A 17,997-nucleotide genomic window follows, 5' to 3' on the forward strand; every position below is an offset into this window, starting at 1 on the left:
GGCGTGAGTCCCTACGCCCCGAGCATCCCGGTCCACATGTCGGGGAAGTCCGGCAGGGTCTTCGCCGTCGTCGCCACGTTCTCGATCTGCACGCCCTCGACCGCGAGGCCGATGATCGCGCCGGCTGTCGCCATGCGGTGGTCCTCGTATGTGTGGAAGATGCCGCCGTGCAGTTTGCGCGGGCGGATGTGCAGGCCGTCGGCGGTCTCGGTGACGTCACCGCCGAGTTCGTTGATCTCCTTGGTGAGCGCGGCCAGTCGGTCCGTTTCGTGCAGCCGGAGGTGGGCCACGCCGCGGAGGGTGGAGGGGGAGTCCGCGAGGGCCGCGACCGCCGCGATGCCCGGGGTCAGTTCACCGACCTCGCTCAGGTCCACGTCGACACCGTGGATCGCACCCGAACCGGTGAACTCCAGCCCGTACTCGGTCAGTTCGCAGGAACCGCCCATGTCGGTGAAGATCTCCCGCAGCTTGTCGCCGGGCTGGGTGGTGCGGGCCGGCCAGTCGGGGACGACGACCTTGCCGCCGGTCACCAGGGCGGCCGCCAGGAAGGGCTGCGCGTTGGACAGGTCCGGCTCGATGGTGAGGTCCCGGCCGAGCAGGGCGCCCGGCGTCACCCGCCATACGTTGGGTTCGCCGCCCGACTCCGGGGTGTCCACCTGGGCGCCGACAGCGCGCAGCATGTCGACGGTCATGCGGATGTGGGGGAGGGAGGGGAGGGAGCTGCCCACGTGGCGGACCTCGACGCCCTGGTTGAAGCGGGGGCCGGAGAGGAGCAGGGCGCTCACGAACTGGGAGGACGACGACGCGTCGATCTCCACCGGGCCGCCGTCCAGGGCGCCCGCGCCGGACACCGTCAGCGGCAGCGCGCCGCGGCCGTCGTCGTCGATCCGGGCGCCGAGCACGCGCAGGGCGTCGATCACGCCGTTCAGGGGACGCTCGTACGACCTCGGGTCGCCGTCGAAGCGGATTTCACCGTCGGCGAGGGCGGCGACGGGGGGCAGGAAGCGCATCACGGTGCCGGCGTTGCCGACGTCGACCGTGGCCGGGCCGTGCAGGCCGGTGGGGAGGACCCGCCAGGTCTCGCCCGTGCCGTCGGGGCCCACGCCCTCCTCGATGGCTACGCCCATCGCGCGCAGGGCGCCCGCCATCAGCAGGGTGTCGCGGGAGCGGAGGGGGCGGCGCAGCCAGCCCGGTTCGCTTGCCAGCGCTGCGAGGACGAGGGCGCGGTTGGTGACGGACTTGGACCCCGGGACGTGGACCGTCGCGTCGACGGCTCCGCTCGCGGTGGGGGCGGGCCAGAGGGCGGTGTTTGTGGCGGGGTTTTGGGCCATGGGTTCACTTTATAAGGAGGCAGTCGTTCAGCTGCGGCGCCGTTGGGGCTGGTCGCGCCCCGCGGCGGAGCCGCAGATGTCACAGCCCCGCGCCCCTGAGGTGGCTGGTCACGCCCCCAGTAGCCAGCGACCGCCACCTATCAGTGAACACAGCGACACCGCGTGGAACAGGAACAGCCACAGCCCCGCCGGTACATGCGTCAAGCGTGACAACTGGTCCGCGTCCGAGTCCCCGGCGCCCCCTCGCATCCGCTTCGCCTGCAGCTCGAACGCCGGGCGTACGCCGCCCACCAGCAGGAACCACACCACCGCGTACGCGAATGCCGCCTGGACCTGGGGGCCGGCCAGCCATGACACCAGGAGGAACGTGCCGCCGGTGAGGACGACCGTCAGGGCGCCGTACGCGTTGCGGATCATCACCAGCATGGCGACAAGCAGCGCCGTTGCCAGCCACAGCAGCAGTGTGATGTGGCCGGCGGCGAGCAGGGCCGCGCCGCCCAGGCCCAGCAGTGGGGGAGCGGTGTAGCCGGCGGCCGCGGTGAGGATCATGCCGAGGCCATGCGGTTTGCCGCGGCTGACGGTGAGGCCGCTGGTGTCGGAGTGCAGCCGTATGCCGGTGAGCTGGCGGCCGGTGAGCAGCGCGATCAGGCCGTGGCCGCCCTCGTGGGCGATGGTGATGGCGTTGCGGGAGAGGCGCCAGATGTTGTGCGGCACGGTCGCGGCGAGCGCGGCGACGAGGGTCGCGATCACCACCCATATGTCGGGGTCGGGCTGGCTGCCGGAGACCCGGTCCCAGAGGGAGGCGAGCGAGGCGATGGCGGTGCTGTCCATTGTCGGCGGTGGCTCCCGTGGGTGTCGTCGAATCTGGCAGTGTGGCACGTATGTGCGGACGGTATGCAGCGAGTCGTAGGCCCGAGGATCTCGCAGGAATCTTTGAGATCGAGAAGTGGGAACCCGAGGAGACCCTGGCGCCCGACTACAACGTGGCCCCCACCAAGGAGGTCTACGCCGTCCTGGACCGCCCTCTTAAGGACGTCGACGACCGGCGGCCGGTTCGGCAGCTGCGCAAGCTGAAGTGGGGCCTGGTGCCGTCCTGGTCGAAGACCCCGGAGGGCGGGGCCCGGATGATCAACGCCCGGGCGGAGACCGTCCATGAGAAGCCGTCGTACCGGCGGGCCTTCTCCTCACGCCGCTGCATCATCCCCGCCGACGGCTACTACGAGTGGGTCACCGGCAAGGGCGAGCGGGACCTGGAGGTCGAGGGGAAGAAGAAGCGGCCCCGCAAGCAGCCGTACTTCGTGCTGCCCGCCGACGGGTCGGTCTTCGCGATGGCCGGGCTGTACGAGTTCTGGCGGGACAAGACGCTGCCGGACGACCATCCACAGGCCTGGTGGGTGACCTGCTCCGTCATCACGACGGAGGCCGAGACGACCCCGCTCGCCGTGGCGCCCGCCGAGGGACCGCACGCACTCGCCGAGATCCACCCCCGGATGCCGCTGATGCTGACGCCCGACCGCTGGGACGCCTGGCTGGACCCGTCGCGCACCGACCCCGAGGACCTGCGGTCGCTGCTGGCGGCGCCGCCCGCCGGGCTGATGCGTGCCTACCCCGTGTCCACCGCCGTCAGCAACGTCCGCAACAACGGGCCGGAGCTGCTGAAGGAACTCGAGGGCCCCGAAGAGGGCACACTTTTCTGATGTGACAGATCTGACAGAAGCGACACAGAACATCGAGACGGGTGCCGGGCCCGCGCGCATCACCTGGTTCCGGGCCGGGCAGCCGCGGCTCGTCCTCGCCCTCAGCCATGGCGCCGGCGGCGGCATCGAGGCACGGGACCTGCAGGCCCTCGCCCGGGTCCTGCCGGGACACGGAGTGACCGTCGCCCTCGTCGAGCAGCCCTGGCGGGTGGCCGGGAAGAAGCTGGCGCCCGCTCCGAAGACGCTCGACCTCGGGTGGCGGGGGATCTGGCCGGCGCTCGCCGCGCCCGGGCTGCCGGTGATCTCGGGCGGCCGCAGCGCAGGCGCCCGGGTCGCCTGCCGTACGGCCGTCGAACTCGGTGCCCGTGCCGTCCTCGCCCTCAGCTTCCCGCTCCACCCGCCGGGCAGGCCCGAGAAGTCACGCGCCGAGGAGCTGCTCAAGTCCGGGGTGCCCACCCTCGTCGTACAGGGCGGGAACGACCCGTTCGGGAAGCCGGAGGAGTTCCCCGACGGGGCGTACGAGCTGGTCGAGGTGGAGTTCGGCGATCACGGCTTCGCCGTGCCGAAGCGGGCGGACATCACCCAGGAGGAAGCCGTGGCGATCATCACGGGCGCGGTCGTGGAGTGGGCCGAGTCACTGGGGTGAACGCTCGGGAATGCAGCGGACCGGCCCTCTGTTGAGGCGGACAGAAGTGCTGAACCACCAGCACCGATCGTCGTAGGAGAGGAAGTCCGCCGCATGGGTTCGACCATCTGCCCGAGCCGCAGCAGCCGCACTGACCTGGACTGGACGGTGCTGACTGCGGGCAAGACCACCCCTATTCGAGGGGCGGCGGGGACGGGTCGTCGTCTATCCTCCGATTCTGGCGACACCGGTTTCGGTGCTGCCCGCAATCTTGAGGAGGTGGGTCCGGTCACTGGGATCGACGCAGGGACCGACAACGGCCAGGCGGAGCTGCCCGAGGGCCAGGGCATCAGCGCGGAGACGACCGCGGAGCGCACTGCGCGCTTCGAGCGGGACGCGCTCGAATTCCTCGACCAGATGTACTCGGCCGCGCTGCGTATGACACGCAACCCGGCCGATGCGGAAGACCTGGTGCAGGAGACGTACGCCAAGGCGTACGCGTCCTTCCACCAGTTCCGCGAAGGCACCAATCTCAAGGCGTGGCTGTACCGCATCCTCACCAACACCTTCATCAACTCGTACCGCAAGAAGCAGCGCGAACCCCAGCGCTCCGCGGCCGAGGAGATCGAGGACTGGCAGCTCGCCCGCGCCGAGTCGCACATGTCGACCGGTCTGCGCTCCGCGGAGTCGCAGGCGCTCGACCACCTGCCCGACTCGGACGTGAAGGAAGCACTCCAGGCGATCCCCGAGGAATTCCGCATCGCGGTCTACCTCGCTGACGTAGAAGGCTTTGCGTACAAGGAGATCGCGGACATCATGGGGACACCCATCGGTACGGTGATGTCCCGGCTGCACCGGGGCCGCCGTCAACTGCGCGGAATGCTCGAGGACTACGCCCGTGAGCGCGGACTGGTCCCGGCCGGCGCCGGAGAGTCGAACGAAGCGAAAGGCTCGGGCTCATGAGCTGCGGAGAGCCGCACGAGACGGACTGCAGTGAGGTCCTCGACCATCTCTACGAGTTCCTCGACAGCGAGATGCCGGACGTCGACCGCGACAAGTTCAAGCAGCACTTCACGGAGTGCTCGCCGTGCCTGGAGAAGTACGGCCTGGAGCAGGCCGTGAAGAAGCTGGTCAAGCGGTGCTGCGGACATGACGACGTACCGACCGACCTGCGCGCCAAGGTCCTGGGGCGGCTCGACCTGATCCGCTCCGGACAGGCCGTCCCCGATCACGACATCACCGCGTCGCCCGTGACGCCGCAGGAGCCCTGAACTCCCGCTCGCGGCCCGCGAACGGGCTGTCGTCACTCGAACGTGCTAATCCGCGGTTCATAAGCCCGCGGACTGCCCCCGACCCGCCCTAGTCTCCTCACCCGGAGCAGGTTCGGCCGGGAGGGGCGTGATGGAGGCGGTTCCGGCACGGGCACGCGCGTACGTCGCCTGTACGGTCCTCTGCGCCCTGTTCTGTCTGCTGCCACTGCCCGCCGTGCCGACGTCCTGGCGGGCGGTCGCACTGCTCGCCGTGCTGTACGCCGGCTGCGAGCAGGCCGCGGCCCGTTGGCGCTTTGCCGGAACGTTCTACCCCGTACTGCTCGCGGGTGCCTTTCTGCTGCCGCCGCCCGCCGCCGCCCTGGTCGGGCTGCCGGGGGCGCTGCTCTCCCGGGTCGACCAGCGGCCGCGCCGGCTGAGGCGGAGCTGGCGGGCCGCGCAGCTGGTCCTCGGCGTATGGGCCGCGGGCCGGGTGCACTGGGCGCTGGGCGGGCGGGACGCGGTCGCCGGGTCCGACTTCCCGTATGCGCTGGTGCCCGCGGGCGCCGCGGTACTGGCGTTCTGCCTGGTGCTGACCGCCCTGGACGGCGGGATCCGCGCACTGGCCGAGCGGGTGCCGGTACGGCGGGCCTGGCGGGGGCTGTTCGTCAGGTCCCTGGCGCCGGTGGTGGTGCACGGGCTCGCCGGGCTGATGATGGCCGTCCTGTGGCGCAGCCCGTACGGGCCCGTCGCCGCGCTGCTCGTGCTGCTGCCGATGTGCGTGTCCTGGTGGGTGTTCACGCAGTACCACCGGGAGCGCGCCGCCCACCAGGCGACGATCCGGGCGCTGGTGCAGGCCGTCGACATCAAGGACGAGTACACCCGCGGCCACAGCGAACGGGTCGGCCAGGCCTCGATGATGATCGCCCGTGAACTCGGCATGGACGACGAACGCGTCGAGGTCCTGCGGTTCGCCGGGATCCTGCACGACGTGGGCAAACTCGGCGTCCCCACACGGCTGTTGAGGAAGGACGGGCCGCTGACTCCCGAGGAGCGGCGGGTCATCGAGCTGCATCCCGAGTACGGCCACGAGATGGTGCGCGGAATCGGCTTTCTGGGCGAGGCCCGGGCCGCCGTACTCCACCATCACGAGCGGCTGGACGGGAGCGGGTACCCGTACGGGCTGAGAGGAAGTCAGATCCCTCAGGCGGCACGGGTGGTGGCCGTCGCGGACGCCTTCGACGCCATGACGTCCACGCGGTGCTACCGGCGGGCCCGGCCCGTCCCCCTCGCCCTGGAGGAGCTGGAGCGGTGCGCGGGGGCGCAGTTCGACCCGCAGATGGTCGCGGCACTGGTGCAGGCGCTCGACCGGTGCGGCTGGCATCCGGCGGTCACGGCGGAGGAGCAGCCGCACATTCCCGCGCCGGCCGTGCCGGTCGCAGGCCGGCCGGGAGTCGGCTCATGAGCGCCCGGCCACCACTGACGCTCCTCATCCATGTCTGTGCCGCCGTCCTCGCCGCCGTCTCCCTCGCCGTCACCCACCGCACCGGCCTGGTGGAGCGCCCCACCGCCCTCGCCTTCGGACTGCTCGTCACCGTCGGCGAGCTCACCCGCTGGACCGGCGCCCGGGTCAGGGAGGCCGCGCCGCTCGGGGCCGCCGGGGCGATGTCGTACGCACTGCTCGGCGAGGACGCCGGTCGGCCCACCCACCACGGCGTCACCCAGGTCGTCGCCGTAGTCCTCGCCGCCGCGCTCATCGGCAGCGTGCCGCACATCGCCCGCGGACGGGGACCCGTGCTCGACCACCTCGCGCGCCGTGTGCTCACCGTCGGATTCGCCGCCGTCTGCTTCCAACCCCTGTACAACCGGGGGGCGTTCGGCGAATGGCGCGGTCCCGCGTACGCCCTGCTCCTGCTGGCCCTGCTCGCCCTCACCGCGCTGTGCGACGCCGTGCTCGCCGCCGCGCTCGCCCACTCCCGCACCCGATGGCCCTTCGGCCCGCTGCTGCGGGACGAACTGCACGCCCTCCTCGGCATCGGCTCGGCCGTGTGCGCCACGGGCGCGGTGATGGCGCTCGCGGTCGCCGTCGTCGGGCTGTGGGCGCTGCCCGTGTTCTCGCTGCCGCTGCTGCTGACCCAGCTGTCCTTCCGCCGGTACGCCGCCGTGCGGACCACCTACCGGCAGACCATCACCTCCCTCGCCCGCGCCACCGAGATCGCCGGATACACCCCCACCGGGCACGCCCGCCGGGTGGCGGCCCTCAGCCGTGCCGTCGGACGGGACCTCGGGCTCACCCGGCCCGAGCTGACCGTGCTGGAGTACGCCGCCCTCATGCACGACATCGGCCAGCTGAGCCTGGTCGACCCGGTGCCGGCCGGCGCCACCGCCGTACTGCCCGCGGCCGAGCAGCGCCGGATCGCCCTGCTCGGCGGCGCCGTCGTACGCCAGACCGGGGTCGACTCGGCAGTCGCCGTGGTCGTCGAGCGGCAGGCCGACCCCTACCGGGAGCAGCCCCTGGCAGCCCGGATCGTGCGGGCCGTCAACGCGTACGAGGAGAAGTCACGCGACGCCGGGCCCGGCGGACCCCTGACCGCGCTGGAGGAGCTGCGGCTCGCCACCGCCGGGGACTATGCGCCCGAGGTGGTGGAATCGCTGGCCCGGGTCCTTGCACGGGACTGTCTGACCCTGCCCGCGGCTGGGTAACCCATGGGTAATGAGCGCCCTTCCAGCCGTACGTGGTTGGATGCGAATGAGAGGGTGTCCGGGGGCGGTACTAGCCAGCCCACTCCACGGAACTGGCAGGCGGGAATCGTGAGGATCTTCGGCAAGGGACGGCACCGGCCCTCCGCCTCCTGGCGGCAGGCCACAGATCGCGCCTTCACGCTGATCGGCGACGGCCGGTACGAGGACGCGGGCGCGCTGCTGACACGTGCCGCGGACCTGGAGCCCTGGCTGTCCGAGTCCTGGTTCAACCTCGCCCTGCTGCACAAGTTCCGGCACGACTGGGAGCAGGCGCGGGCGGCCGGACTGCGCGCCGTCGCCCTGCTCGACCGGGAGACCGGGGCGCCCGACTGGTGGAACGTCGGCATCGCGGCCACCGCCCTGCAGGACTGGCCGCTGGCCCGGCGCGCCTGGCAGGCGTACGGGCTGCGGGTGCCGGGTGCCGCCGCGGCGAACGGGGAGCCCGTCGGGATGGAGCTCGGCAGCGCGGCCGTACGGCTGTCGCCCGAGGGCGAGGCCGAGGTGGTGTGGGGGCGGCGGCTGGACCCCGCCCGCATCGAGGTGCTGTCCATTCCGCTGCCGTCCTCCGGGCGGCGCTGGGGCGAGGTCGTGCTGCACGACGGGGTGCCGCACGGGGAGCGGAGCACTGCGGCCGGGCACTCCTACCCGGTCTTCGACGAGATCGAGCTGTGGGCGCCGTCGCCGGTGCCGACGTGGGTGGTGCTGTTGGAGGCCGCCACGGAGGCGGACCGAGATGCCTTGGAGCAGCTGGCTGCGGATGCGGGCTTTGCAGCGGAGGACTGGTCGTCTTCGGTGCGGCTGCTGTGTCGGATGTGTTCCGAGTCGCGGATGCCGTCGGATGAGGGTGACGGGGAGCATCTTGACCCCCATGACCACAGTGAACCCGGTCATCCTGGACCGCTGGGGCATCGGACCGATGGGCAGTTGTGGGTGCCCGAGCGGGAGTGTGGCGTGGCCGCGCCTGCTTCGCTGGTCAAGGGGCTGTTGGACGGCTGGGTTGCCGACAGCCCGGATTCTCGTGACTGGCGGGATCTTGAAGAGGTGTGCTGACGGCTTTCGGCTGCGGGCTCGTCGTGGCTGGTCGCGCAGTTCCCCGCGCCCCTAAAAGGGGCGCTTCCCCGTACCCTGTATCCGCAGCGAACCCCGGTTTTTGAGGAAGGCATACGTCGGCATGGCGCAGCAGGACACCGAAAAGCAGCACGCGGGCGTGGGTCCCGTGGACGACGAGGGCTTCGTCATCGACACCGAGGAGACCGAGGAGCGGGAGAACGCCTGGCGGGCGGCCGGCACCTCGCGGCCCATCACGGTCGTCGGGAACCCGGTGCTGCACAAGGAGTGCAAGGACGTCACGGAGTTCGGCGAGGAGCTGCAGCAGCTGGTCGCGGACATGTTCGCCTCGCAGCGCACCGCCGAGGGTGTGGGTCTGGCCGCCAACCAGATCGGCGTCGACCTGAAGGTCTTCGTCTACGACTGCGGCGACGACGAGGGCGCCCGGCACGTCGGTGTCGTCTGCAACCCCAAGCTGGTCGACCTGCCCGCCGAGAAGCGGCGGCTGGACGACAGCAACGAGGGCTGCCTGTCCGTGCCCACCGCCTATGCGCCGCTCGCCCGTCCCGACTATGCCGAGGTGACCGGGCAGGACGAGAAGGGCAACCCGATCAAGGTCCGCGGCACCGGCTACTTCGCCCGCTGTCTGCAGCACGAGACCGACCACCTGTACGGCTACCTCTACATCGACCGCCTGTCGAAGCGCGAGCGCAAGGACGCGCTGCGGCAGATGGCCGAGAACGAGCCCCGCTACCCCGTCGTCGCGAACGACTGAGGCAGCTCAAGGTCGTCCGGCCCACGGAACGTGCGCCGGTAGGCGTTCGGGGTGGTCCCCACCACCCGTAGGAAGTGATGGCGCAGCGCGGCCGCGGTGCCGAAGCCCGTTCGGCCCGCGATCGCGTCCACCGTCTCGTCCGTCCCCTCCAGCAACTGCTGGGCCAGCAGCACGCGTTGGCGCAGGATCCAGCGGTAGGGGGTGGTGCCCGTCTCCTGCTGGAAGCGGCGGGCGAAGGTGCGCGGCGACATATGCGCACGGTCGGCGAGCTGGTCGACCGTGACCTCCTCGTCGAGGTGCCGCTCCATCCACACCAGCACCTCGGCGACCGTGTCGGCGCCCGAACGGGGCAGCGGGCGCTCGATGTACTGGGCCTGCCCGCCGTCCCGGTGCGGCGGCACCACCATCCGCCGGGCGATCTTGTTGGCGACCTCGGGGCCCTGCTCCTTGCGCACGATGTGCAGACAGGCGTCGATGCCGGCAGCGGTGCCCGCGGAGGTGATCACCGGGTCCTCGTCGACGTACAGGACATCGGGCTCGACCTTCAGCCTCGGGTACGCCTGCGCCAGCTCCTCCGCGTGGTGCCAGTGCACGGCGCAGCGCCGGTCGTCGAGGAGTCCGGCCGCGGCGAGCACGAAGACGCCGGAGCAGACGCTGAGCACCCGGGCGCCCCGGTCGACGGCGCTCCGCAGCGCCTGGAGCAGCTCGGGCGGGAACTCCCGCGTCTCGAAGCAGGCCCCTGCCGGTACGGCGATGAGGTCGGCCTCCTCCAGCCGCTCCAGGCCGTGCTCGACCTGCATGGAGAAGCCCGCGCGCGTGCCCAGCACGGGCCCCTCGGCCGAGGCGACCGCGAAGTCGTACACGGGCAGTCCGTCGTCGCTGCGGTCGGTGCCGAACACCTCGCAGACGACGGCCAGTTCGAAGGGGTTCACGCCGTCCAGCACGACGGCGGCGACGTTCTGCAGCATGCCTCCAGTGTGCCTCACCATTGGCAGCAATTCGAGGGTCTACGGCAGTCCTGCCACTGTTTGTAAGGAGCTATCGGCGCGACAGTGGTGTCCATGGATACGGCACACATCGAAGGACTGATCGGAATGCTGACCGTTCTCGGAATCCTGATCCTGCTGGTTCTCCCGTCGGCGATCGGCATTGCGCACGACCGCCGTGTCGACCGCCGGATCCGCGAGGCCGAGCAGGCTCGACGGGAGACCGAGGGCTCCCGTCCGCCAAGGACACGGCAGCGCTACTTCACCACCACGGTGACCCACCACTCCTGAATCCCCATGCACGAGACCCGGCCGGTCTGGGCGGCGCACAGCGGCCGGGTGGACTCCAGCCGGGTCTTCCCGTCCGCCACCGCCTTGAAGGCGGCGCTCGCGTCACCGGGCTGCAGGACGAACCCGCTGTTGGCGGCCTGCAGGGCGGAGCCGCTCGCGGTGACCGGCTTCCAGGGCCGCTTCGCGGTTCCGTCGAGGCTGATACGGACGGTCTCGCCCACTGCCAGGCAGACCGTACGGCCGCTGTCGGCGGCGCCGAGCGTCGAGGCCGTCGTACAGCCGCCCGTGGGACTCGGCGTCGGGCCGGTCGTCGGGCTCTTCGTGGGGGTGGGGGACGACGACACGCTGTTGCTGCCGCCCTTGCCGCTGTCGGCCTGGCTGCCGCAGCCGGCGAGGGCGAGGGTGAGTGCCGCGAGGGCGAGGGTCGTGTGGCGGATCGTTCGGCGCATGGGGGGCCTCCTCTCCCATGTGACGTGTGAGCAGCACGTTCGGATCCGCCCCCAGTGCTAAACGCCTGGGGGGACCCCCATCTGAGCCCCGGCCGCGAAGGCGGCGACCGGGGCTCAGGGTCAAACGGGGTCGGACAGTGATCAGCTGGTCGTCACGGCGGTGTCGTCGAGGACGAAGCTGGTCTGGAGCGAGGAGTCCTCGACACCGCTGAACTTCAGGGTGACGGTCGAGCCCGCGTACGAGCTCAGGTCGAAGGACTTCTGGGCGTACCCGGAGGCGGCGTTGAGGTTCGAGTACGTCGCCAGGGTCGTCGAACCGGCGGTGACGGTCAGCTTGTCGTAGGCCGTGCTGCCGGTCTCCGCGGTGTCGATGTGCAGGTAGAAGGTGAAGGTCGCCTTGCAGCCGCTCGGCACGGTCACCGACTGGGACAGCGTGTCGGTGTGCGAGGAGCCGTATCCGTCCAGCCAGGCGTAGTACGAACCGGCGTGTGCCGACTCACTGCTGGAGTTGGTGATGACACCGCTGGACGAGGTCCAGGTGGTGTTGCCCGACTCGAAGCCCGGGTTGCCGAGCAGCTGGGACGAGGTGCAGGTGCCGCTGCTGGAACCGACGGTCCAGGTGAAGGAGGTCGAGCCGGAGGCGCCCGTGCTGTCGCTCGCGGTGACGGTGACCTGGTAGGTGCCCGCGGTGGACGCCGTACCCGTGATCTTGCCGGTCGAGCTGCTGATCGACAGCCCGGTCGGCAGGCCGCTCGCGCTGTAGGTCAGGGTCGCCCCCGCGCTGTCGGTGGCGCTGATCTGGAGGCTGACCGAGCTGCCGGTCGTCGTCGACTGGCTGCCCGGGTTGGTGACGGTCACCGTGTTGCCGGTGGTGCTGCCGGAGGTGAAGGCGGTGGTGCCGTTGGGGGTGCCCCAGCCGGTCGGGCCGTCGTAGCCGGTCTCGGCGGTGCAGAAGTAGGCCGTGGAGCAGGAGCCGTTGCTGCCGCTGGTCACGTCGTACAGGTTGCTGGTGTGGCTGTAGGGGTACTTCGCCGGGTAGTCGCTCGAACCCGGGGTGCCGGCCAGCGCGTACACGCCCGCGATGATCGGCGCGGAGGCGCTGGTGCCGCCGTAGACCGCCCAGCCGGAGCCGCCGTAGGTGTCGTACACGGCCACACCGGTGGCCGGGTCGGCGACGGCGGAGACGTCGGCCTCCATGCGCTTGGTGCAGCCGGTGTCGGTCTGCCAGCTCGGCTTGGAGTCGTACGCGGAGCAGCCGGAGCCGGTGCCCTCGGTGGAGCTGGTCTTCCACACGGACTCGGTCCAGCCGCGGGAGTTGGAGGAGGTGCTCAGCGCCGTGCCGCCGACGGCGGTCACGTACTGGGACGTCGCCGGGTACTCGGCGCCGTAGGCGGAGTCACCGGAGGAGACGGTGATCGCGACACCCGGGTGCTTGAAGTACGAGGTGTCCTCGCTGGTCTGGGAGGAGGACTCGGAGCCGCCCCAGCTGTTGGAGACGAACTTGGCGCCGAGCGCGACGGCCTCGTTCTCGGCGGTGCCGAGGTCGGAGTCCGTCGCCGAGTTGGCCTCGACCAGGATGATGTTGCAGTTCGGGCAGACGGCGCTGACCATGTCGAGGTCCAGCGCCTCTTCACCGGCCCAGCCGGTGTCGTTGGTGGGCAGCGAGGTCGTGGAACCGGTCTGGCTGACCTGCTTGAAGCAGCCGCTGGCCTTGGTGCAGGCGGACAGGCCGTATGTCGAGCGGTAAGTGGCCAGGTCCGACTCGGCGTTGGGGTCGTTGTACGCGTCCACGATGGCGACGGTCAGGCCCGAGCCGCCCGTTGACGGCAGGTTGTAGGCGCTGTGCAGGTTGGCCGGGCTGAGGCCGGAGGGTGCGGCGGCGGCGACCGCGGAGGCCAGCCGCTGCTTGATGTCGGTGCGGCGCTGGGCGAAGCAGGACGCGTGACCGGGGGCCGCGGTGGCGCACAGGTGCGTGGTGGGCACCTTCTGGCCGGCCTTGCCGGTTGAGTGGAACGTCTGCCGCTCGGGGGAGGTGAGCGCCTTGGAGTTCTGGGTGGTGCGGGAGATGTGCGAGGCCGCGGACGCTGCGGGCGTTGCGTGCGCGGGTGCCGCGACGAGTCCGGCAAGGCCGAGCGCGAGGCTGGGGATGGCTACGGCCAGGAGTCTTCGCAGGCTCCGTCTGGACTTTCCGGTGCGTGTCTGACGCATGGGGGTACTGCCTCCGTCGTTGGAGTGGGGTTCTCGACGCTGGTGGCAGGCCTGTGACGCGCGTAGCGGCGGCGGTGCGCGATGCCGTCATGGGCATGACACATTGAACGTCCTGTGATGCCGTTGGTGACGCCGTTGTGGTGCGGTTGTGTGTGACATGACAGGACGGCCAGAAAGTAGCGGGTGGCGAGGACGCCGGAACAGACGCGCCGGAAGAACTTTGCCGCTCCATAGAAGCTCCATGGACGGCGCATGGAAGACGTTTGGTCGGCCCATGAAAGCTCCATGGGCCGACCCGAAGCCTTGGGAGGCAGGCAGCAGAAGCCTTGGGAGGCTAGAAGTCCTCGTCGAGGTCGACCGTGCCCTCCACCGCGACCTGGTACGCCGAAGGGCGGCGCTCGAAGAAGTTGGTCAGTTCCTGGACGCCCTGCAACTCCATGAAGGAGAAGGGGTTCTCGGAGCCGTACACCGGGGCGAAGCCGAGGCGGGTGAGGCGCTGGTCGGCGACGCATTCCAGGTACTGGCGCATCGATTCGGTGTTCATGCCGGGCAGGCCGTCACCGCACAGATCGCGCCCGAACTGCAGCTCGGCCTCGACGGCTTCCCTCAGCATGTCCGTCACCTCCTGCTGGAGCTGGTCGTCGAAGAGCTCCGGCTCCTCCTTGCGGACGGTGTCGACCACGTCGAACGCGAAGCTCATGTGCATGGTCTCGTCACGGAACACCCAGTTGGTGCCGGTGGCGAGTCCGTGCAGCAGACCGCGGCTGCGGAACCAGTACACGTACGCGAAGGCGCCGTAGAAGAACAGGCCCTCGATGCAGGCCGCGAAGCAGATCAGGTTGAGCAGGAAGCGGCGCCGGTCGGCCTTGGACTCCAGGCGGTCGAGCTTGTCCACCGAGTCGATCCACTTGAAGCAGAACTGGGCCTTCTCGCGGATGGAGGGGATGTTCTCGACGGCCGCGAAGGCGGCGGCGCGGTCCTCCGGGTCGGGGAGGTAGGTGTCCAGGAGGGTCAGATAGAACTGGACGTGGACTGCCTCCTCGAACAGCTGGCGGCTCAAATAGAGCCGTGCTTCGGGGGAGTTGATGTGCTTGTACAGCGTCAGGACCAGGTTGTTCGCCACGATCGAGTCGCCCGTCGCGAAGAAGGCGACCAGACGGCCGATCAGGTGCTGCTCGGCGGGCGTCAGCTTGGCGAGGTCGGCGACGTCCGAGTGGAGGTCGACCTCCTCCACGGTCCAGGTGTTCTTGATGGCGTCCCGGTAGCGCTCGTAGAAGTCCGGGTAGCGCATGGGGCGGAGGGTCAGCTCGAAGCCCGGGTCGAGCAGATTCTGGGTGGTGGACATTACTGGCAGGCCTCGCAGGACTCGGGGTTTTCCAGGGAGCAGGCGACCGCGTCGGGGTCGGCTGCTTGCTGCACGGGGATGGTCTTTTCAGGCTGAGCTTGGGCTTGGGCGGCGCGGGCGATGCGGGTCGCCGGGCGGGAGCGCAGGTAGTACGTCGTCTTCAGGCCCTGCTTCCAGGCATACGCGTACATCGAGGAGAGCTTGCCGATGGTCGGCGTCTCCAGGAACAGGTTCAGGGACTGGGACTGGTCCAGGTAGGGGGTGCGGGCCGCCGCCATGTCGATCAGGCCGCGCTGCGGGATCTCCCATGCCGTGCGGTACAGGGCGCGTACGTCGGCGGGGATCCAGGCGAAGTCCTGCACCGAGCCGTTGGCGTCGCGCAGCGCCTCGCGGGTGCGGGCGTCCCAGACACCCAGCTCCTTCAGGTCCTTCACCAAGTACGAGTTGACCTGCAGGAATTCACCGGACAACGTCTCGCGCTTGAAGAGGTTCGACACCTGCGGCTCGATGCACTCGTACACGCCCGCGATCGACGCGATGGTGGCGGTCGGGGCGATGGCCAGCAGCAGGCTGTTGCGCATACCGACGGTGGCGATGCGTTCCCGCAGTGCCGCCCAGCGCTCCGGCCAGGTGAGTTCGGTGTCGTAGTGGTCGGGGTGCAGGATGCCGCGGGCCGTACGGGTCTTCTCCCAGGCCGGCAACGGGCCGCTCCGCTCGGCCAGGTCGGCCGAGGCCTCGTACGCGGCGAGCATGATGCGCTCGGCGATACGGGTGGACAGGGCCTTGGCCTCCGGCGAGTCGAAGGGCAGGCGGAGCTTGAAGAAGACGTCCTGCAGGCCCATCGCGCCGAGGCCCACGGGGCGCCAGCGCGCGTTCGACCGGCCCGCCTGCTCGGTGGGGTAGAAGTTGATGTCGACCACGCGGTCCAGGAAGGTCACCGCCGTGCGGACGGTCTCGTCCAGCCGCTCCCAGTCGATGTCCCGACCGGCAACGAATGCGCCGAGGTTGACCGAACCCAGGTTGCAGACCGCCGTCTCGCCGTCGTCCGTGACCTCCAGGATCTCCGTGCAGAGGTTGGAGGAGTGGACGACGTGGCCCGGCTCGGCCGTCTGGTTTGCGGTGCGGTTGGCGGCGTCCTTGAAGGTCATCCAGCCGTTGCCGGTCTGGGCGAGGGTGCGCATCATGCGGCCGTAGAGGTCGCGGGCGGGGATGGTCTTGCGCGCGAGACCCTCGGCCTCGGCCTTGCGGTAGGCGGCGTCGAACTCCTCGCCCCACAGGTCCACCAGCTCGGGCACGTCGGCGGGCGAGAAGAGGGACCACAGCTCGTCGGCGTTGACGCGACGCATGAACTCGTCCGGGATCCAGTGCGCGAGGTTCAGGTTGTGCGTACGGCGGGCGTCCTCACCGGTGTTGTCGCGCAGCTCCAGGAACTCCTCGATGTCGGAGTGCCAGGTCTCCAGATAGACCGCGGCCGCGCCCTTGCGTCGGCCGCCCTGGTTCACGGCGGCGACCGAGGCGTCGAGCGTCTTCAGGAACGGGACGATGCCGTTGGAGTGGCCGTTGGTACCGCGGATCAGCGAACCGCGCGAACGGATCCGGCTGTACGACAGTCCGATGCCGCCGGCGTGCTTCGAGAGGCGGGCCACCTGGTGGTAGCGGTCGTAGATGGAGTCCAGCTCGTCGAGCGGGGAGTCGAGGAGGTAGCAGGACGACATCTGGGGGTGCCGGGTGCCGGAGTTGAAGAGCGTGGGCGAGGACGGGAGGTAGTCGAGGCGGCTCATCAGGCCGTAGAGCGCGGCGACTTCGTCGACGGAGCGGGCCGAGTCGTCCTCGGCGAGGCCGCTCGCCACCCGAAGCATGAAGTGCTGCGGCGTCTCGATGACGCGGCGGGTGATCGGGTGCCGGAGCAGGTAGCGGCTGTGGAGCGTGCGCAGGCCGAAGTAGCCGAAGCGGTCGTCCCCTTGGGGGTCCACGAGTGCGTCGAGGCGTTCGGCGTGCAGGCGCACGAACTCCGCCGTGCGGTCGGCGATGAGGCCCTCGCGGTGGCCGACGGCGACCGACTCGGTGAAGGACGTGACGCCCTGCGAGGCGGCCTCCGCGGCGATGCTGACGGTCAGCAGACGCGCGGCCAGCCGCGAGTACGCGGGGTCGTCCGAGATGAGGCCGGCGGCCGCCTCCGTGGCCAGTTCGCGCAGCTCCGTCTCGTCCGCGCGGGCGGACCGGCCGCGCAGTGCGGCGGCGGCGACCCGGCCGGGGTCGGCGTCGGGGAGGTCGGCGGTCAGCTCGGTCAGGGTCCGCAGCAGCGCGGCTCCGGGACCGTCGTCGGCCACCGGGGGCGTCGCTGAAGCCGGTTCGGCTGGCGCGATGGTCACGTGGGGCTCTCCCTCGCTCGGCACGGGGGCCTTGCGGAGGGCAGGGGGCAGTCACGAGCGCGCACGGCGTCGCGTCCACCGGCCCACTCCACGAGGCCCGGACGTCAAGGCGCCCGGGCCGGACGGCCTGGGCACACTGTCGGCAGGTCCTCGGACTGACGCTCAAACGTGCATGAACACGCATGAGTACACCGTTGCGGGACAGTTCCGGATTCGCACCGGATTCCCCTGCGGCGACAGCGAGCATGAGCATACATCTTGTGCCGGGATTCGGTTGCACCCCCAGATGTTGTGTCGTGGCGACTTCGGAGCGTGTCAGAGCGTCAACTCATAGGTGATCAGCGTGAAGTCGACGCCCGGGATCGGGTTCCAGTCGCGCTCGGGGGCGCGGACGAAGCCGGCGCGCTCGTAGATGCGGTGGGCGGCGTGCATGATCGGCTGGGTGGACAGGACGATGCCGGTGCAGCCGGCAGCTCTTGCCCGGTCGACACAGGCGCGGACGAGGGCCTCTCCGGCTCCTCTGCCGCGGGCGGCCCGGTCGACGGCGAGCATACGGATCTCGGCTTCTGAGGGGCCGGCTATGTCGGCCATGGGGCCCGGGGACGGGACGAAGGTGACGCCGCCGAGGAGTTGGTCGCCCTGGGTGGCCACCAGTACGTCGGATGCGGCCGCCCGCTTGGCGACGTCCCTCAGTTCGCCGAGGTACCAGTCGCTCTCGCCGAAGGTGAGGAGGCCGTCCTGGAGGTAGGCCTGGGCGGTGATCTCGCCGAGGGTCTCGTACTCGCCGGGTGCCACCGGCCTGATCACGATGTCCATGAACCCGAGTGTGCCGGACGGGTACGACAACGGGCCGCCGGTTTTTCCCGGCGGCCCGTTGATCAC

At 70.4% G+C, this 17,997-nt stretch carries 17 protein-coding genes and 1 riboswitch; of the genes, 9 read left to right on the plus strand and 8 right to left on the minus strand.

Features of this window, described 5'->3' with window-relative positions; genetic code table 11:
* Positions 1-11: 11 nt before the first annotated feature.
* The gene (gene aroA / locus P2Q00_RS46915) at positions 12-1,331 is read right to left on the minus strand and encodes a 3-phosphoshikimate 1-carboxyvinyltransferase (RefSeq protein WP_275781026.1); all 1,320 of its coding nucleotides are present in this window, start codon (positions 1,329-1,331) and stop codon (positions 12-14) included.
* A 108-nt stretch (positions 1,332-1,439) separates the two neighbouring features.
* A complete protein-coding gene (locus P2Q00_RS46920; protein ID WP_275781027.1) occupies positions 1,440-2,162 on the minus strand; it encodes a M50 family metallopeptidase in 723 nt (240 codons plus the stop codon).
* Positions 2,163-2,212: 50 nt separating this feature from the next.
* Here P2Q00_RS46920 and P2Q00_RS46925 point away from each other — a divergent pair, with 50 nt between their 5' ends.
* From P2Q00_RS46925 to def, 8 genes are all read left to right on the plus strand, one after another.
* Complete coding sequence (locus P2Q00_RS46925) at positions 2,213-3,028, plus strand: SOS response-associated peptidase (RefSeq protein WP_275781028.1); 816 nt, start codon at positions 2,213-2,215, stop codon at positions 3,026-3,028.
* Between the two features lies 1 nt (position 3,029).
* Positions 3,030-3,674 carry an alpha/beta hydrolase family protein gene (locus P2Q00_RS46930; RefSeq protein WP_425579642.1) on the plus strand — a complete coding sequence of 215 codons (645 nt, stop codon included), beginning with the start codon at positions 3,030-3,032 and terminating at the stop codon, positions 3,672-3,674.
* Between the two features lie 258 nt (positions 3,675-3,932).
* Positions 3,933-4,616: an RNA polymerase sigma factor SigR gene (sigR, locus tag P2Q00_RS46935; protein ID WP_275781029.1), complete on the plus strand. Its 684-nt coding sequence runs from the start codon at positions 3,933-3,935 to the stop codon at positions 4,614-4,616.
* Positions 4,613-4,924 (plus strand): mycothiol system anti-sigma-R factor, encoded by a 312-nt coding sequence (gene rsrA / locus P2Q00_RS46940; protein WP_275781030.1) that lies wholly within the window; start codon positions 4,613-4,615, stop codon positions 4,922-4,924. Before sigR ends, rsrA begins: the two co-directional genes overlap by 4 nt.
* Positions 4,925-5,054: 130 nt before the next feature.
* Positions 5,055-6,365, plus strand: a complete 1,311-nt coding sequence (locus tag P2Q00_RS46945) for an HD-GYP domain-containing protein (protein WP_275781031.1) — start codon at positions 5,055-5,057, stop codon at positions 6,363-6,365.
* Positions 6,362-7,603, plus strand: coding sequence for an HD-GYP domain-containing protein (locus P2Q00_RS46950; protein ID WP_275781032.1), 1,242 nt, complete (start codon positions 6,362-6,364; stop codon positions 7,601-7,603). The genes P2Q00_RS46945 and P2Q00_RS46950 overlap by 4 nt, the downstream gene beginning before the upstream one ends.
* 108 nt (positions 7,604-7,711) lie before the next feature.
* On the plus strand, positions 7,712-8,692 hold the full coding sequence (locus tag P2Q00_RS46955) for a tetratricopeptide repeat protein (protein WP_275781033.1): 981 nt from the start codon (positions 7,712-7,714) through the stop codon (positions 8,690-8,692).
* Positions 8,693-8,813: 121 nt separating this feature from the next.
* On the plus strand, positions 8,814-9,464 hold the full coding sequence (def, locus tag P2Q00_RS46960; protein WP_275781034.1) for a peptide deformylase: 651 nt from the start codon (positions 8,814-8,816) through the stop codon (positions 9,462-9,464).
* On the opposite strand, the gene P2Q00_RS46965 is transcribed toward def, so the two are convergent.
* A complete protein-coding gene (locus P2Q00_RS46965) occupies positions 9,440-10,432 on the minus strand; it encodes a GlxA family transcriptional regulator (RefSeq protein ID WP_275781035.1) in 993 nt (330 codons plus the stop codon). The two genes, def and P2Q00_RS46965, sit on opposite strands and share 25 nt — an antisense overlap.
* A gap of 93 nt (positions 10,433-10,525) precedes the next feature.
* Here P2Q00_RS46965 and P2Q00_RS46970 point away from each other — a divergent pair, with 93 nt between their 5' ends.
* Entirely contained in the window at positions 10,526-10,741 is a 216-nt protein-coding gene (locus P2Q00_RS46970; RefSeq protein ID WP_275781036.1) for a hypothetical protein, read from the plus strand.
* On the opposite strand, the gene P2Q00_RS46975 is transcribed toward P2Q00_RS46970, so the two are convergent.
* The 5 genes from P2Q00_RS46975 to P2Q00_RS46995 form a co-directional block, all read right to left on the minus strand.
* Positions 10,708-11,190, minus strand: coding sequence for a hypothetical protein (locus tag P2Q00_RS46975; RefSeq protein WP_275781037.1), 483 nt, complete (start codon positions 11,188-11,190; stop codon positions 10,708-10,710). The two genes, P2Q00_RS46970 and P2Q00_RS46975, sit on opposite strands and share 34 nt — an antisense overlap.
* Positions 11,191-11,331: 141 nt before the next feature.
* Positions 11,332-13,398, minus strand: coding sequence for a putative Ig domain-containing protein (locus P2Q00_RS46980; protein WP_275781038.1), 2,067 nt, complete (start codon positions 13,396-13,398; stop codon positions 11,332-11,334).
* Between the two features lie 334 nt (positions 13,399-13,732).
* Complete coding sequence (locus P2Q00_RS46985) at positions 13,733-14,743, minus strand: ribonucleotide-diphosphate reductase subunit beta (RefSeq protein ID WP_275781039.1); 1,011 nt, start codon at positions 14,741-14,743, stop codon at positions 13,733-13,735.
* A complete protein-coding gene (locus P2Q00_RS46990; protein WP_275781041.1) occupies positions 14,743-17,115 on the minus strand; it encodes a ribonucleoside-diphosphate reductase subunit alpha in 2,373 nt (790 codons plus the stop codon). The genes P2Q00_RS46985 and P2Q00_RS46990 overlap by 1 nt, the downstream gene beginning before the upstream one ends.
* 124 nt (positions 17,116-17,239) lie before the next feature.
* A riboswitch (cobalamin riboswitch) is annotated at positions 17,240-17,368 on the minus strand.
* Between the two features lie 62 nt (positions 17,369-17,430).
* The gene (locus P2Q00_RS46995) at positions 17,431-17,931 is read right to left on the minus strand and encodes a GNAT family N-acetyltransferase (protein ID WP_275781042.1); all 501 of its coding nucleotides are present in this window, start codon (positions 17,929-17,931) and stop codon (positions 17,431-17,433) included.
* Positions 17,932-17,997: the final 66 nt, after the last annotated feature.

The organism is Streptomyces coacervatus, from assembly GCF_029223485.1.
Lineage (GTDB): Bacteria > Actinomycetota > Actinomycetes > Streptomycetales > Streptomycetaceae > Streptomyces > Streptomyces coacervatus.